Consider the following 15,765-nt stretch of genomic DNA (forward strand, 5'->3'; position numbering starts at 1 on the left):
GAGCCTGTTGCCCTTCTAATTCACCAATCGTTTCCCATCCACCTGGTACTTCTTCGTCTTGTAGTGCATCGTGTATTTTTGTATTTACAATATCATATCCTTTAACTTTAGATTGATATCCCTCTACAGGGTGTTCTCTTACCTCATATTTATACTCTTTCCCATCCGAGTCGTATGCCGCTAGATTGTTAAACTCATATTTCCAATCACTTGCTGCCGATACTTCTTTAGTTGTAATTATTTTCCCATTTTGTAATAAGTCTACTTTAATTGTTCCTGGACGATCTTTTACCTTATCGCCTTTCCATGTTTTTGTTCCTGAAATGGATATAGTTTTCACTTTATTTGAAATCGGCAACTTAACTCCATTTGCCTCATTTGATTTAACTTCAAAACTTACTTTTTTCTGAGGATCAAAGTCAATATAATTTGGGGCTGAAACTTCTTGCACATAATATTTACCTGGTTGTAAATCAGAAATTTCAATTATCCCTTTGTCATTTGTTTTATAAACATCTCCAATTTGTTCTCCCGATTCTTTATACAACTTAAACGAGACGTTCGGTATTACTTTTTCTTCATCACCTTCAAGATGCTTAACAATTCTTAACGTTCCTTTAGGAGGTAAATCGCCTTGAATGCCACTGCCAGATGTTATATTTTCGACTGTAGCAGTACCCGACTGAGAAACCGGTTGTTTATGTAGAAGCTGATAATCAGCCTTATAATTATTCTTGAAAGATTCTTGGCTCTTTCCGCTTTCTGTTATAATACTTGCATAAGAAACGTTAAAAGACCTTGCACTTCCCATACTCCAGTTAATCACGACTTGAAATGATCGATTGTCGTCATTAAACTTAACATATCCATAACGTTGATCTTGAAATTGTTTAATAGTTAACTCCTCTCTGTCATTAACTATTATTCGAAAACTATCTTTATTGAGTGTTTGACCTTCCTGCAAACTATCAGACACGACAATATCTCTACCTAAATACTCTTTCTTGTTGTTTATCCTCAAACCCCAACGCACTTCATCGGGTTTACTTGGTTGGATATAACCCGTTTTGCCGACAAATGGGTCAGACCCTGTACTACCACCGCTAGAGCTAATAATCGTGACAGTTTGTTTATCTAAATTCGTACCTAAATTTGTTTCAACATTTGTTGTTTGTCCTACACCATTAGCTTGAACAGTAAAATAAAAATGTCCTCTGATATTTTGAAGTTTCTCCACCATATCATTAAATGTACATACCACTTTACCTGCAGTTACTTTACAAGAACCAAAATTATTCCTTTGCTCATCATTTAATGGAATCGTTCCCTCAAATCCCGTTAACTCTCGAGGCAGTGCTAATGTTAGCGTATCTCCAGGCTTCATATTATTTCCAGATTTATCACTGAAGGTTACATTTATTTTAGCCTTATCCCCTTGCTTCATCGTTTTTTTATCAATCGTAAAACTATCCACAAATCCTGTTGTACTTAACTCTTGTGCACTTGCTATTATAGGCAACAAACTCTGACCTATAGTAAACATAAAAATCATTATAATTGAAAAAATCGAAGTTATCCTTTTTAAATACATACATTCTCTCCTATTGTTGCTATGGGTACATTCCGTTATAGCAATTATTCTATTATTCAATGTCACTGATATATATTAATGATTTAGCAATAAATCTTACCGTCTGTTCTCTTTTTTGAATCCTGCTACTGTTTAGATAAAGTAACACTTTCATCCATATAAGTATTCCTTATCTATCCTATGATTCTCGCTGTTTTTACATTTAAAAGTATGATGTCCGACCTTTAAGGGGCGTAAATCAGATTCCTATTACAATTAATACCCTTTAAATTTTTATTTATATATGAATTCAATATTAAAATGAAAATAATGGCTCAACATTTTTCTTGTCATATTAATGATATTCCTAAAAAATACTTTCATCATATTCTATCTGCTTCGTCTAAGAATTTTTTGTACGAAGAATTATCGTTTAACTCTTTCGGAAATGTCTCTGCTAATTTCCCGCTAGGATTCGAAACTACAATACTATTACTTTGGACTTTCGCTACCTTCTCGATTAATCGCTCCAATAGAAGGGTATCCTTCTTCAGGTGCGATCCTTCTACATTTAATTAAGACTCGATAACGATTCAATCCAAACCCTTAAAAATTCCGATCTCTTCCCTGTACCTGAGATAATGGTCAATCCCATCACCAAAAGGAACTATATATGAAAAACTACTTGTATGTTCTTCCATCCAACTATCACTATTCAAATTTAATCCTTCTATTTAATGAACTGCAGTCGCAGATGCCTACAAAAAACCATTAGGAAATACTGTATTATTCATTTTTCCACTCCGTCCCACTCTGTTAACTACAAGAAAAGACTGTTAACTCGAAGTTAATAGTACCAAAATCATTAATATTTGGCAATTTATTCTTTTTAAAAATAAAAAAAGAGCTAATTGATGCTTAAAGTATCAATTAGCTCTTTTTTATGTAATTTGCAATCGATTCAATTGTCATTTCCATCATCCGTTCAGCTGAAACGCATGTTTCTTTTTCTAAATAGCGCTCTCTCGTTGCAAGACGCTGAGCCATTGCCATAAGAGTGTTAGCAGTCCATATAAATAGTTCTTTTCCACTAATATCTGTCCGAATGTTTCCTTCCTTTTGCCCTCGCTCAAATAGTAGATATAAAACCTCTACGATTCCCCAAATTTTCTCTTGCACCGATCGGACTTCTATGATTTCAGGATATTGTGTTCGATAGTAAGCTTGAAATCGAAGAATATCCCTTTTTGTTTTAAGAAAATCAAGACAACGTTTTAAAAATAATAGAATCTGTTCGTAAGCTGGAACATCATCTGAAAAACCTACAAAAAGCTCTTTCATCTCAAAAAACAACATATTATGTACTTCGAAGGCGATTTCATCAATAGATTTATAATATTTATATAACGTAACTTTACTAATTCCAGATTCACTAGCTATATCACTCATGTTCACTTTCAGGAAATTTTTTTCCAAAAATAATTTCCTTGATGCTGCCAGCACTTCTTTACGACGTTTATTTCTTTGCTCCTCTAATTCCTCATTCCATTTCGAGCTCAACCTAAACAACTCCCGATATTTACTAAACACATAAAATCAAAATTACAATATTATTTTGTTAAATTCCTACAATGTGTTTCATTGATATATATCAATATTACTTTTATGAATTTATCATAAATTACAAATACAAACAACAAAGGTTTATAATAAGTTCCCCTATCTTCAAACTCTGTCTTTTCACTTATTGATAAAAAACAGTTTGAAATCCCGAATAAAACTATACTTAGTGGCTATTTTTATCAAACGTAAATATAAATTATCAATCTTTGTTACAAATTAACAATTATCTCATATTCGTCCAAAAATAAATCTTCTTTGTTTTATGAATTCAATAATAACAAGTGTGTAACCAAATTTAATTTTCAAATCATAACATACCCACTAATACCTATAGATAATTAGATATACTCCATTTTTAGAACCATAAGTTTGCCGCAAACAAAAAGAACCATAAGCTTGCCGTTCCGGCAAACTTATGGTTCTTATCACACAAAATAAAAAAACCACCAAATATGTATTGGTGGAGACGGTGGGAGTCGAACCCACGTCCAAAAGTATTGGCACTTAAGCTTCTACGAGCATAGTCGATATATTGGCATTTCGCAAACTCTTCGGCCTATCGACAGGCTTCCAAGTCGCTAGTCTGATTATTCTCTTCCTTCGCCCTCAGACGGCGAACTCCGGCGTAGTCCACTTAGTTTGAGTCCCTTACCCTACCACATGGACGATGGAGGGAGGAACCGCTAAGCTGTATTAAGCAGCTAAAGCGAAGTTGTTTTGTTGTTTGCCAGTTATTGGCTTTGACGTTTTAACGAGGCCGATCCCCTCGACTCGCAACTTAAGCTCAAACTACCCCTGTCGAATCCGTAACGTCCCCATATAAGAAATGGAGCATACGAAGTATATTCGTGATAGCTACTCATGAGCTGTTTTTCAATGTTCAACTGGCCTTACAAAAATTATTATATCATACGTTTGTTATTTTACAAATGTAAATTTCTGTATTACATCTTTTGACGATCGCGGAACGCGCGAGCAATTTCACGTTTTGCTTCTTTCTCTTTTAAATCATGACGCTTATCATATTGTTTCTTACCTCTTGCTAAACCAAGTGCCATTTTTGCAAATCCATTTTTCAAATAAATTTTAACTGGAACAAGCGTATAACCTGTTTCTTTTGAATAACCGATTAGCTTTTGGATTTCTTTCTTATGAAGAAGTAATTTTCTTGTGCGAAGCGGATCATGATTGAAACGATTCCCTTGTTCATACGGACTAATATGCATATTATGTACCCAAACTTCACCATTATGTACACGTGCGAAAGCATCTTTTAAGTTAACACGTCCAGCGCGAATAGACTTAATTTCCGTTCCTTGAAGGACAAGCCCTGCTTCGTATGTTTCATCGATGAAATAATCATGAAATGCTTTTTTATTTTGTGCAATAACTTTACCGCTACCTTTTGGCATCTAACGTCCCTCCTCTATTTGTACTATTTTAACAAAAGTTATTAAAAGATGGAAGTGGCTCGCTCAGAATGTGTGGAAGAAGCGAAGCCGTCGAACATTCTAGCCACTGGAGCTGGATTATTAAAAAGCGGAAGTGGCTTCGCTTATGTGCCAAGCGAAGCCACCCTTTCTTACTTACGCTTTTTCTTTTTCTTCTTAAATCCTGGGACATTTTCAAAGAATGGCTTTTTCTTTTTACCGTTACCATCCTTTTTCCCCGGACGACCAGAAGCTCCTTTTCCGCGGCTGCCGCGTTCATTTTTGCGACCATTACCACGTTCTTCGCTACCGCGACCATTACGTCTCTTTCTACCGCCTTTTGGCTGCTCAATCACAACCGGACGATCTTTGAATTTGCGTCTTGGGCTACCTTTCATGCCGACGATTTCAAAATCAATTGCACGCTCATCTTTGTTTACATTAATAACGCGAATTGTGATTTCATCACCGATGCGGAAAATGTTACCTGTACGTTCTCCAATCATCGCGAAGTGCTGTTCGTCATAACGGTAGTAATCATCCGTTAAATAGCTAACGTGAACAAGACCTTCAATTGTATTTGGAAGCTCTACGAACAAACCAAAGTTTGTTACAGAACTAATCATACCATCGTACTCTTCACCGATCTTATCAAGCATATACTCAGCTTTTTTCAATTCATCTGTCTCACGTTCCGCTTCAACAGCACGACGTTCCATATTAGAAGAATGCTCTGCAATATCCGGTAACTTTTCACGCCATTTTGCTTGTGTTTCATTATCGATTTTACCGTTAATAATGTATTCACGAATTAATCGATGCACAATCGTATCTGGATAACGACGAATTGGTGATGTGAAATGCGTATAGAATTCCGTTGATAATCCGAAGTGTCCTAGGCTATCTGCATCGTAACGAGCTTGTTTCATTGAACGAAGCATAACTGTTGAAATAACCACTTCTTCAGGTTGGCCTTGTACCATTTCAAGAATTTGTTGCAGGGCACGAGGATGTATTTCATTCGCACGTCCTTTTACCGCATAACCGAAGTTTGTGACAAACTCGAAGAAACGCTCTAATTTGTCTTCTTTCGGATCTTCATGGACACGGTACATAAACGGTACGTTCATCCAGTGGAAATGCTCGGCCACAGTTTCGTTCGCTACAAGCATGAACTCTTCAATTAACTTTTCTGATACAGAACGGTCTCGCATAACAACATCTGTTGGTTTGCCTTCTTCATCTACTAATACTTTTGCTTCTTTAAAATCAAAGTCAATTGCACCGCGTCTCATACGTTTTTCACGTAAGATTTGTGCTAACTGCCCCATTTCTTTGAACATTGGTACTAACGGTTCATAGCGCTCAATTAACGCTTCGTCTTCATCTTCTAAAATACTTCTTACATCAGCGTACGTCATACGTTCTGTTGTTTTAATAACACTTTGGAAAATTTCATGGCTAACAACATCACCAAGATTGTTAATTTCCATTTCACAAGATAGTGTAAGACGATCCACTTTCGGATTTAATGAACAAATTCCGTTTGATAAACGATGCGGAATCATCGGAATTACACGGTCAACAAGATACACACTTGTTGCTCTTTCTGCTGCTTCCACATCAATCGGAGATCCTTCATGGACATAATGACTTACATCCGCGATGTGAACGCCAAGTTTATAATTACCGTTCTCAAGTTTTGTTACTGTAACAGCATCATCTAAATCTTTTGCATCTGCGCCGTCAATTGTAACGATCATTTGATCACGAAGGTCACGGCGATCTTTTAAATCTTCTTCTGAAATCGTTTCTGGTACACTGTTCGCATGTTCCATTACATCTTCTGGGAATGCGAGTGGCAAGTGATGTTTATGAATAACAGATAAGATATCTACCCCTGGGTCATTTTTATGACCAAGAATTTGAATCACTTCACCTTCCGCACTTAAACGATCCTGCGGATAGCTTGTAATTTTCACAACAACTTTATGCCCTTCTACCGCACCCATAGATGCACTTTTCGGAATAAAAATATCACTTGTCCAGCGTTTATTATCTGGAAGAACAAATCCGAAATTTTTTGACTCTGTATATGTACCAACTAACTCCTTCGTACCGCGCTCTACAATACGAATGATTGTACCTTCTTGGCGTGATCCACTAGATTGTGAATTAATACGTGCTAATACTGTATCGCCATGAAGTGCACCATTTAATTCTGTAGGCGGAATAAAAATATCATCGTCCCCTGTTTTCTTCTCTTCTGGGACAACAAAAGCAAAACCACGTGCATGTCCAATTAATTTACCGCGCACTAAGTTCATCTTTTCTGGAAGGCCGTAGCGATTGCTACGTGTACGAACAACAAGTCCTTTCTCTTCCATCATAACTAGGGCTTTTACAAAATCTTTAAAGCCAGCGGAATCTACAATACCAAATGCCTCTTCTAATTCTTGTATCGTTAGCGGTTTATACGCTTCTTCTTTCATAAATAACAACAACTTATCAATATGTTCTTGAATAATCTCTTCCAAGCACAAATACCTCCTTTAAATCCTCATATTATCTAGTGTATCCGAAAGATGATGGATGTATAAAGTGAAACTTCTATAAACACTCGTTTTTCATCATTTATTCTGCTGCGGAATCCTCATCTTAAACCTTTCTTTCTATATCAACTTCGATTTATTTGAACCTAAGTTCCGGCTATGAACATAAAAGAAGATTCCCACTCGTTTTCTCCTTCTATTTTTACGCGGCACGGTGCGAAAAAAAGCGCTGACCACTTATCCATCACCTGGTCCTCTCCCACCCTAAAAAGAATGGTTTTCATACCTCATGAAAAAAAGAGGCAACCAGATTTCACCAATCTAGTTGCTCCAAGAAGTTATATACATCTTCGTGTAGCTCATCACGCTGTTTATCAAGCGTAATAACATGAGTAGAGTCTTCATACCACTTAATTTCTTTTAACGTGGATTCTACACCGTTATAGATAATGTTTGCACTGTCTGTATTAATCATTTCATCATGGCGTGCTTGTACAACAAATGTTGGAGCATAAATCATATCGACATTATTGCGTACGTCACGAATTAAGTCTTGCAGTGCTTTTAATGTATTCATTGGTGTCTTTTTAAATTCCATCATTTCTTCTGCAATTCGTTCTGGTGACTTCTGCTCACGCTTTTTATATTCACGTGCATATGCCAATATCCCCTGGTACATAATTTCTTCGCTCTTAATGTACATTGGCGCACACATTGGAACAGCCCCTAAAATCGGTAATGTATAAGCAAGTTTTAATGAGAATACACCACCAAGCGATAATCCAACAGCCGCGATTTTCTCATATCCTAGATCTTTCAAATGTTGATAAGCAGCCATAACATCTTTCCACCAATCTTCAGGGCCTGTGTGAACAAGCTGCTCTGGTGGTACACCATGACCTTTATAAATTGGGGCGTGGCAAGTATAGCCTTTTTTCTCTAAAAAACGCCCGAGCATACGTACATCAGCTGAATTTCCCGTGAATCCATGTAGTAATAAAACAGCACGGTCCCCACCCTCAAATGTAAATGGTTTCGGAGATGCTAATTTCATCATCTTCTTCTCCTCTTTCTCTTCTGTAATCTAGTCGTATTGTTTCTATCCTTAGTTTACCATAGTTCCATTTCCATAATCTAATTAGAAACTTTTTCTCGATAATAAAAAAGAAGAACCATTCACACGAATGTGCAAACGCTTCTTCTCTTTCCATATCTGTAAAACGCAAGGCCTTTACTTATATGCTTAAGTAAGTAACTCCAATTGTTAGTGCGAAAAATAGTACAGCTACAACAACTGTAATGCGGTTTAATATCGCTTCAATTCCACGTGCTTTTTGTTTACCAAATAATTGCTCTGCACCGCCTGAAATTGCACCTGAAAGGCCTGAACTATTACTAGACTGCATAATTACTAAAACAATCATTAAAATCGATACAATAATAAGTAAAACTGATAATAACGTATGCACTCGGCGTACCTCCTACAAAGATTCAGTTAATTTAACTGTAGCACAAATCTAATAGAAAAGCGAGAGCTGTTCGATGACTCTCACTTTTCCATATTATATAAGCAAGCCCGCAAATAACGGTCCTAGTAAACAAGTTAAAATAGCCGTCAATGTCATTGTTACCGATCCAATGACACCTTCATGTTCATTATTTTTCATCGCTCTCATCACACCCATAATATGTGATGCACATCCAAAACCGATTCCTTTACCAACAGAATTTGTAACGCGGCTCCATTTCAATAAAAGAGGACCCGTAATTGTTCCTGTAATCCCTGCTACAACAACGAACGCTGCTGTTAATGATGGAACGCCGCCAACTTGCTCAGATACACTCATGGCAACTGGCATTGTTACGGATTTTGGTAAAGAAGATAAAATTAAGCTTTTATCTGTCCCCATAAGCGTTGCAATCACTAGGTCACTTGCAATCGCAACCGTTGTTCCGACTAATACACCACCCGCAATCGGTACAACATATTTTTGCAACACATGACGCTGTTTATATAGTGGAATTGCAAATGCTACAACACCTGGACCAAGCAGTTTCGAAATCCAGCCGCCACCACTTTGCATGTATGCTTGGTATGGTATATCCAGCACAAGTAACAAGACAATCATTAATGCTGTCGCTACAAGCATTGGAATGGTAAATGGTGTTGGTAATACTTTATAAATCTTTTTAGATAATTGATATAATAACAATGTAAGAATAACCCAACCAATTCCGATTAATATTTGACTCATCGCATTTCTTTTTCCTTTCTATTCGCAAGATATTGTCCTGTATGTCCTGCGACAATAATAATTAAAAATGTACTCGCTACAATCGTAATGAAAAGAGAAATTCCTTTACTCATAAAAAAAGCACCGTAATTCATTAGGCCAATCGTTGGCGGAATCAATAAAAACGGCATAATAGCAACGAGTGTTTCTGCTCCTAAATCAAACCATTTCACAGGAAGAACCTTCATGCTGAGTAAAATAAGTAATAGAAACATCCCAATCAAACTTCCTGGAATCGGAATATCTACCATTTCTTGTACCCATGTTCCAATCATGTAAAACACGTAAAGAGCTGCAACTTGGACAATAATCTTTGTAAATTTCATGTTCATCATCCCTCATGTTTATACGATCTTCTGTTTTATATCTTTATCATAGTATACATTGTAAAAACCTGCAATTTATCAACTTGACAACAAAAACGGCATATGTTACACGCTTACACCCTTGATATGACTGCGTTTTTGAGCGGAATTTACGTCAAAAACATTGACCTAAAATATAAAGTTTTTATTTTCTGAATTTTATGAGTTGCTATTTTAAGAAAGCAATCTCCATCAAATTGGATGTTCTCAAAACATAAAAAGAACAAGAAGTAATGTCTTCTTGTTCTTTTTATGTTTTGATTTATATTTTATATAGTGCCTGATGTACTACATCACAAAACTCTTTACTCCCATGCACTATGAAATTTATCTTGCTTGCAAATTCGATTGTTAACATCCAATCTTTATTTCTTCCAATAAGCCCAGTGTAACTTGTCCCTCCTTCAACTGCTCTGTTTTCTGTTAATAAGTAATACAATGGAAATAGTGCATAATTCTTTTCCGCTCTCTTTAAGCTATATGTCCCAATACTTTCTACTACCCTTGCAATATTATCGTGAACATTTACGTTAAAATAGTAGCATCCTTCATTTATACCTGTTTTTCTACACCCTTCCAATATAGCTGCATTTAGCTCTTCTGGACAAAAAGCCGCCGGTTTAGGGTTGTGGACAATTGAATAGAATGTTGTATAATGTTTGGCTAGATTGACTGAATATAAAATAGTGTTTACATCAAAGTAGCAGTCTTCTATAAAATCAATTGGAAAGATATATTTTTCTAACCATTCTGTAATTTCGTTAGATTCTTCACTATCTATTGCTGTACTCAGTTTAAACATTCCCATCACTCTATTCCCTCTCTCGATTAAATATTTTTTATTTATATCACAGGTTCATTATATTAGATTCTCTTATTAACATTTACTCATATGCATTACAAACATATAAAAACCCCCTATCACAAATAGGAGGTTTTTATCATTTAATTTAAACGATTAAAAATTACGTTTAAATTATTTTTTTAGGTTGTAGAAAGATTTTAAACCATCGTAAACAGCGATTTCGCCTAGTTCGTCTTCGATGCGTAATAATTGGTTGTACTTAGCAATACGGTCAGTACGGCTCATAGAACCAGTTTTGATTTGGCCAGCGTTAGTTGCAACTGCGATGTCAGCGATTGTAGCATCTTCAGTTTCACCAGAACGGTGAGATACAACTGCTGTGTAACCAGCACGTTTAGCCATTTCGATTGCTTCGAAAGTCTCAGTTAAAGTACCGATTTGGTTAACTTTAATTAAGATTGAGTTAGAGATACCTTTTTCGATACCTTCAGCAAGTTTTTGCGTGTTCGTTACGAATAAATCGTCACCAACTAATTGAACTTTTTTGCCAAGACGGTCAGTTAATAACTTGTGGCCATCCCAGTCGTTTTCGTCTAAACCATCTTCGATAGAGATAATTGGGAAGTCGTTGCAAAGACCTTCGTAGAAATCAACCATTTCTGCAGAAGTTAAGCTACGGCCTTCGCCTGCAAGGTCATATTTACCAGTTTCTTTGTTGTAGAACTCAGAAGAAGCAACGTCCATTCCTAAGAATACGTTCTCGCCAGCTTTGTAACCAGCTTTTTCGATAGCTTCGATGATTACTTCTAATGCTTCACGGTTAGAACCAAGGTTTGGAGCGAATCCACCTTCGTCACCTACTGCAGTGTTAAGACCTTTGTCATGTAATACAGCTTTTAATGCATGGAATACTTCAGCACCCATACGGATTGATTCTTTGAATGTTGGAGCACCAACTGGTAAGATCATGAACTCTTGGAAGTCAACGTTGTTATCAGCGTGAGAACCACCGTTGATGATGTTCATCATTGGAGTTGGTAATTGTTTTGCATTGAATCCACCAAGGTAACGGTATAGTGGAAGACCTACGAAGTCAGCTGCTGCGTGAGCTACTGCCATAGATACACCAAGGATAGCGTTAGCGCCTAGTTTACCTTTGTTTGGAGTGCCATCTAATTCGATCATAGCACGGTCGATACCAGCTTGGTCAGTTACGTCGAAACCAACGATTTCTGGAGCGATAATTTCGTTAACGTTGTTTACTGCGTTAACAACACCTTTACCAAGGTAACGAGATTTGTCACCGTCACGTAATTCTACTGCTTCGTGCTCACCAGTAGATGCACCACTTGGTACGATAGCGCGTCCGAATGCGCCGCTTTCTGTGTAAACTTCTACTTCTACAGTTGGGTTACCACGAGAGTCAAGGACTTCGCGAGCATAAACATCAATAATTGTTGACATATAATTTCTCTCCTTTTATATATACAATTTAATTATTTAATAATTGTTTTACCTGTCATTTCTTTCGGTTGTTCCACATTTAAAAGTGTAAGCATTGTTGGAGCGATATCTCCTAAGATGCCACCTTCACGTAATTCAACATCATTTTTCGTAACGATGAAAGGAACCGGGTTCGTTGTATGAGCTGTCATTGGCTGTCCATCAGAAGTTAACTCCTGATCAGCATTACCATGGTCAGCAGTAATAAGTGCTACACCATCTTTTGCAAGAATCGCTTCTACAACTTTTCCTAAACATTCGTCAGTTGCTTCTACTGCTTTAATTGTTGGTTCCATCATCCCAGAATGGCCAACCATATCACAGTTTGCAAAGTTAAGAATGATAACGTCATGTTTATCATTTTCGATTTCATTTACTAAAGCGTCGGTTACTTCGTAAATGCTCATTTCAGGTTTCAAGTCATATGTTGCAACCTTCGGTGAGTTAATTAAGATACGCTCTTCTCCTGGGAATTCAGCCTCACGACCACCGCTAAAGAAGAATGTAACGTGCGGATACTTTTCAGTTTCCGCGATGCGAAGTTGCTTTAATCCCGCTTGCGCAACAACTTCACCTAATGTGTTATCAAGGTTCATTGGCTTGAATGCCACATAACCATCTACAGTTTCACTAAAGTGTGTCATACAAACGAATTCTGGAATGCGAGGTACTTTTTCACCACGATCGAACTCACGGAAGTCTTCATTTGTAAATACACGTGCAATTTGAATTGCGCGGTCTGGACGGAAGTTATAGAAGATAACTGCATCATCATCATTGATTGTTGCAACTGGCGTTTCATCTTCATTCACAACTACAGACGGCAATACGAATTCATCATAGATACCATTTGCATAAGAGTCCTCTACGCACTCATATGCATTTTTGTAAGTAGGGCCTTCGCCATACACCATAGCACGGTAACATTTTTCTACGCGATCCCAACGCTTGTCACGGTCCATGGAGTAATAACGACCGGAGATAGTCGCGAATTGTCCTACTCCTGTTTCTTTAATTACTTCATTTGTTGCATCGATATAACCTTTTGCTGTTTGTGGTCCAACATCGCGGCCATCTAAGAATGCATGAATGTATACTTTCTCCACACCTTCTTTTGCTGCTAAGCGAAGCAGAGCAAACATGTGGTTCATGTGACTGTGCACACCACCATCAGAAAGTAAACCGAATAAATGAAGAGCTGTACCTTTTTCTTTTACGCTTTTAATTGCATTTTGGAAAGTTTCGTTCTTGTCGAACTCACCTTCACGAATTGCAACGTTCACACGTGTTAAGCTTTGATATACTACGCGGCCAGCACCAATGTTTAAGTGACCAACCTCAGAGTTACCCATTTGACCTTCTGGAAGACCTACTGCCTCACCACATGCTGTAAGCGTTGTGTGAGGGAACTTGTTCCAGTAACCATCGAAATTAGGTTTCTTAGCTTGTGCTACAGCATTCCCGTAAGTTTCTTCACGTAGTCCGAAACCGTCAAGAATGATTAAAGCTGTTGGCTTTCTCATTTTACCGCCCCCAGAAGACCTAAGAAGGAAGCAGGCTCTAAGCTAGCACCGCCAACTAAAGCGCCGTCGATGTCAGATTGTGCCATGTATTCTTTAATGTTTTCTGGTTTTACGCTACCGCCGTATTGAATACGAACAGCTTCTGCAGCTGCCGGCGAAACAGCTTCTGCAACAACTTTACGGATGTGCGCACATACTTCGTTTGCATCTGCAGAAGAAGATGATTTACCTGTACCGATTGCCCAAATTGGCTCATAAGCGATAACAGTTGCTTTTACTTGCTCTTCTGTTAAACCTGCAAGTGCTTTTGTCACTTGACCTGCTACTAGATCAAATGTTTTTCCGCTTTCGCGCTCTTCTAAAGTTTCACCACAGCAAACGATTGGTGTTAAACCATGTTCAAATGCTGCAAGAGTCTTTTTGTTTACTGTTTCGTCTGTTTCAGCAAACATTTCACGACGCTCAGAGTGACCAAGTACTACATAGCTCACTTTTAAGTCGCTAAGTGCTACTGGGCTAATTTCGCCAGTGAATGCACCATTTTTTTCGAAGTGCATGTTTTGTGCACCTACTTTTAAGTCAGTTCCTTCCGTAGCCGCTACAAGACGCTCTAAGAAAAGAGCTGGAGAGCAAACTACTGCATCAACAGCTGAAGCTGCTGGGATTTGACCCTTTACTTCCTCTACGAAGCTAACTGCTTCAGATAGAGTTTTATTCATTTTCCAGTTACCTGCGATAATTGGTTTACGCATGCTTTGCACCGTCCTTTTTCTTTGGCTGCTTCTTATTTGTCGTTAAGACAAACTACACCTGGAAGCTCTTTACCTTCCATAAATTCTAATGACGCACCGCCGCCAGTAGAAATGTGGCTCATTTTATCAGCCATACCGAATTTTTCAACAGCTGCTGCAGAGTCACCACCGCCGATAACAGAGTATGTACCTTCTGCATCTGCTAATGCTTGTCCTACTGCTTTTGTACCTTCTGCAAATGGAGTCATTTCAAATACACCCATTGGTCCGTTCCATACAACAAGCTTAGAGTTTTTAATTACATCAGCATAAATTTCACTTGTTTTCGGTCCGATGTCCACGCCTTCCCAGTCAGCAGGAATAGAATCGATATCTACAATTTTTACGTTTGCAGTTTCAGAGAAATCATCTGCAATTACGCAATCAACTGGCATGTAGAAGTTTACGCCTTTTTCTTTTGCAAGTGCCATAAACTCTTTTGCTAAGTCAATTTTGTCATTTTCACATAGAGATTGTCCGATTTCATGTCCTAATGCTTTTACGAATGTGTAAGCAAGGCCACCACCGATGATTAAGTTATCTACTTTGTCTAATAGATGACGAATTACACCGATTTTATCTTTTACTTTCGCACCACCAATGATTGCTGTGAATGGGCGTTCTGGGTTAGAAAGTGCTTTACCTAATACTTCTAACTCTTTTTCCATTAAGAAACCTGATACTGCTGGTAGGTAATCCGCAATACCTGCTGTAGAAGCATGAGCACGGTGAGCTGCACCGAATGCATCGTTAACAAAAAGATCAGCAAGAGCTGCAAATTCTTTCGCTAGTTCTGCATCGTTCTTTTCTTCACCCGCATAGAAACGTACGTTTTCAAGAACTAATACGTCGCCTTCGTTCATTGCTGCAACCATTTCTTGTACAGCTGGCCCGAATGCTTCGTCTGCTTTTTTCACTTCTTTACCAAGAAGCTCACCTAAACGTGCAGCTACTGGAGTAAGACGCATTTCTTCTACTACTTGGCCTTTTGGACGCCCTAAGTGACTCGCTAAAATCACTTTCGCACCTTGCTCTACTAAATATTGAATTGTAGGAAGAGCTGCACGAATACGAGTCTCGTCTGTAACTTTGCCATCTTTCATAGGTACGTTGAAGTCAACGCGGCAAAATACTCGTTTACCCTTTAAATCTACGTCACGAATTGATTTTTTGTTCATTGGATTTCCCTCCGACTAGTTAGGATTGACAAAACCCATTCAAAAGCTTATCACATTTGCTTCTAAAACGAAAGAAGAGAGAGGGAACAAACCCTCTCCCTCGTTTTGTCATTGATAGCTTATAAACTCAA

At 37.8% G+C, this 15,765-nt stretch carries 15 protein-coding genes and 1 other RNA gene; all 16 read right to left on the reverse strand.

The genetic code is table 11. The features are described 5' to 3' along the window. On the reverse strand, positions 1-1,543 hold a 1,543-nt coding region (locus BLV40_RS21370), incomplete at its 3' end, for a Cna B-type domain-containing protein (protein WP_244525438.1). A 410-nt stretch (positions 1,544-1,953) separates the two neighbouring features. After that, positions 1,954-2,103 carry a glycoside hydrolase family 3 protein gene (locus BLV40_RS28705; RefSeq protein ID WP_170833690.1) on the reverse strand — a complete coding sequence of 50 codons (150 nt, stop codon included), beginning with the start codon at positions 2,101-2,103 and terminating at the stop codon, positions 1,954-1,956. Positions 2,104-2,500: 397 nt separating this feature from the next. Further along, positions 2,501-3,130: a TetR/AcrR family transcriptional regulator gene (locus BLV40_RS21375; RefSeq protein WP_090693698.1), complete on the reverse strand. Its 630-nt coding sequence runs from the start codon at positions 3,128-3,130 to the stop codon at positions 2,501-2,503. A gap of 521 nt (positions 3,131-3,651) precedes the next feature. After that, positions 3,652-4,010: a transfer-messenger RNA gene (gene ssrA / locus BLV40_RS21380) on the reverse strand. A 127-nt stretch (positions 4,011-4,137) separates the two neighbouring features. Then, entirely contained in the window at positions 4,138-4,605 is a 468-nt protein-coding gene (gene smpB, locus BLV40_RS21385) for an SsrA-binding protein (protein WP_017153345.1), read from the reverse strand. Between the two features lie 170 nt (positions 4,606-4,775). Beyond that, on the reverse strand, positions 4,776-7,160 hold the full coding sequence (rnr, locus tag BLV40_RS21390; RefSeq protein ID WP_090693702.1) for a ribonuclease R: 2,385 nt from the start codon (positions 7,158-7,160) through the stop codon (positions 4,776-4,778). Between the two features lie 328 nt (positions 7,161-7,488). Beyond that, a complete protein-coding gene (locus BLV40_RS21395; protein WP_139265596.1) occupies positions 7,489-8,229 on the reverse strand; it encodes an alpha/beta hydrolase in 741 nt (246 codons plus the stop codon). Next, complete coding sequence (locus tag BLV40_RS28955) at positions 8,195-8,401, reverse strand: hypothetical protein (RefSeq protein ID WP_176527754.1); 207 nt, start codon at positions 8,399-8,401, stop codon at positions 8,195-8,197. The genes BLV40_RS21395 and BLV40_RS28955 overlap by 35 nt, the downstream gene beginning before the upstream one ends. A gap of 9 nt (positions 8,402-8,410) precedes the next feature. After that, entirely contained in the window at positions 8,411-8,644 is a 234-nt protein-coding gene (secG, locus tag BLV40_RS21400) for a preprotein translocase subunit SecG (RefSeq protein ID WP_026594097.1), read from the reverse strand. A 93-nt stretch (positions 8,645-8,737) separates the two neighbouring features. After that, positions 8,738-9,430 (reverse strand): LrgB family protein, encoded by a 693-nt coding sequence (locus BLV40_RS21405; protein WP_026594096.1) that lies wholly within the window; start codon positions 9,428-9,430, stop codon positions 8,738-8,740. Continuing rightward, positions 9,427-9,795 carry a CidA/LrgA family holin-like protein gene (locus BLV40_RS21410; RefSeq protein WP_026594095.1) on the reverse strand — a complete coding sequence of 123 codons (369 nt, stop codon included), beginning with the start codon at positions 9,793-9,795 and terminating at the stop codon, positions 9,427-9,429. Before BLV40_RS21410 ends, BLV40_RS21405 begins: the two co-directional genes overlap by 4 nt. A 301-nt stretch (positions 9,796-10,096) precedes the next feature. Continuing rightward, entirely contained in the window at positions 10,097-10,642 is a 546-nt protein-coding gene (locus tag BLV40_RS21415; protein WP_090693706.1) for a hypothetical protein, read from the reverse strand. A 168-nt stretch (positions 10,643-10,810) separates the two neighbouring features. Then, positions 10,811-12,103 carry a phosphopyruvate hydratase gene (eno, locus tag BLV40_RS21420; protein ID WP_026594093.1) on the reverse strand — a complete coding sequence of 431 codons (1,293 nt, stop codon included), beginning with the start codon at positions 12,101-12,103 and terminating at the stop codon, positions 10,811-10,813. A 32-nt stretch (positions 12,104-12,135) separates the two neighbouring features. Continuing rightward, positions 12,136-13,665, reverse strand: a complete 1,530-nt coding sequence (gpmI, locus tag BLV40_RS21425; RefSeq protein WP_090693710.1) for a 2,3-bisphosphoglycerate-independent phosphoglycerate mutase — start codon at positions 13,663-13,665, stop codon at positions 12,136-12,138. Further along, positions 13,662-14,417, reverse strand: a complete 756-nt coding sequence (tpiA, locus tag BLV40_RS21430; RefSeq protein WP_003201936.1) for a triose-phosphate isomerase — start codon at positions 14,415-14,417, stop codon at positions 13,662-13,664. Before tpiA ends, gpmI begins: the two co-directional genes overlap by 4 nt. Positions 14,418-14,449: 32 nt before the next feature. Further along, positions 14,450-15,634 (reverse strand): phosphoglycerate kinase, encoded by a 1,185-nt coding sequence (locus BLV40_RS21435; RefSeq protein WP_026594091.1) that lies wholly within the window; start codon positions 15,632-15,634, stop codon positions 14,450-14,452. Positions 15,635-15,765: the final 131 nt, after the last annotated feature.

The sequence above is a fragment of the Bacillus sp. 166amftsu genome (genome assembly GCF_900107445.1).
Classification (GTDB): Bacteria; Bacillota; Bacilli; order Bacillales; family Bacillaceae_G; genus Bacillus_A; species Bacillus_A arachidis.